Here is a 1288-nt window from a genome sequence, read left to right on the forward strand (position 1 = left end):
TAGACTCCCCGTGCGCGAGGACCACATCAAAACCCATCAGTTTGTCGCGCTGTTTCTCCACCCGGGGGGCCCCCGGGGGGGGGGGGGCGGGGGGCCCCCCCCCCCCCCGGGCCCCGAAGGAAATTCAACACCATCTGTCGGCCCTACTGCTGTGCCGACCTTCTGTTTCCGCTACCCGGCCCGGCAGAGGGCAGGGTAGCGGGGGATCTTAGCTGCTTGACCGGGGACCACCATCCATTCCGGGGTCTTGCGGTACCCGGGCCGAGTGCTTCTCGGGCCGGGCGATCCTGATGGCGTCTGCTCCTCCGTTCCTCTCTGAACCAACCACTGGATGAATCGGCACTGCGGTACTGCTGCGGCAGCTCCTCGACATGCGAGCCGCCCAGTGCGGCTCCCAGCGCCGTCGCCGTTCTGGGAAACCTTGGCTTCGAGGCTCGAGAGCCGCACTGACCTGCGAACTTCGTGTACAGCTACCCGCCAGTTCGTTTCTGCCGGGTCTCGTTCGACCGTGTTCTACGACAGGAAGCATAACCACGCTGCGAGGTAATGTCTACTCTGGCAAGAGTAGATTTCACCCCTATGGCAGAGGAGGAATCCTGCCACCTGCGACGATGGCCTCCCCATCCGTCGTCGCGCGCGGCGCCACGACGGATGGGGCCCCACGCCGCTCGGTCGAGAACCGCCTCCCGCCGTCCGCGAAGCTGCTTCACCCCCCGCGGGGCGGGCCCGAGACAGGCCGCTGAATAGGATCTGCCTCATGTCGAACCCTGATGAACTGCTTGTCGCTCTCTCCGCCGCGGTGGAGTCCGAGCGAAGCAATCAGATGTCGCTGACCGTGGTCGTCGGCGGCGCCGTCATCACCGGCCGGCTGGCTCCCGAGGCCGTGTGGAGGGAGCGGGTGGCGGAGGTCCTGAAGGGATCGGACCGCCTCGGCCCGTTCTCCGACGTCTTCACCGGCGACCCGCGAGGGGAACGGCCCGGCCGCGGCGGAGATCCCACACATCTGCACTTCCACCTCGCGCGGATCCTGCAGGGCAGCCTCGGTATCCCGGAGACGGGCGGCATGTACCGAGTCGCGATCAAGGACGTCAGCGCATGGACCGTGGGTGATTTCAGCTACTTCGACCAGTGAGGCGCTGTCCCCGCCCCGCTGCTCGGCCAAGAGTCTCCGAGCGGACGAGGAAACAACAGTGGGGGGGGGGGTGGAGGTGGCGCGCGAGACGACCCGACCCACGACACGCGGGGCGGGTGCGCGCGCCGACCAGCCACACCGCAACGCGGGGTGGGC

General features: G+C 67.9%; 1 protein-coding gene. It reads left to right on the forward strand.

The features are described from left to right. Positions 1-757 precede the first annotated feature (757 nt). A complete protein-coding gene (locus tag ACWGJB_RS23915) occupies positions 758-1132 on the forward strand; it encodes a hypothetical protein (protein WP_453382154.1) in 375 nt (124 codons plus the stop codon). Positions 1133-1288 lie beyond the last annotated feature (156 nt).

This window comes from Streptomyces sp. NPDC054813, from assembly GCF_053611365.1.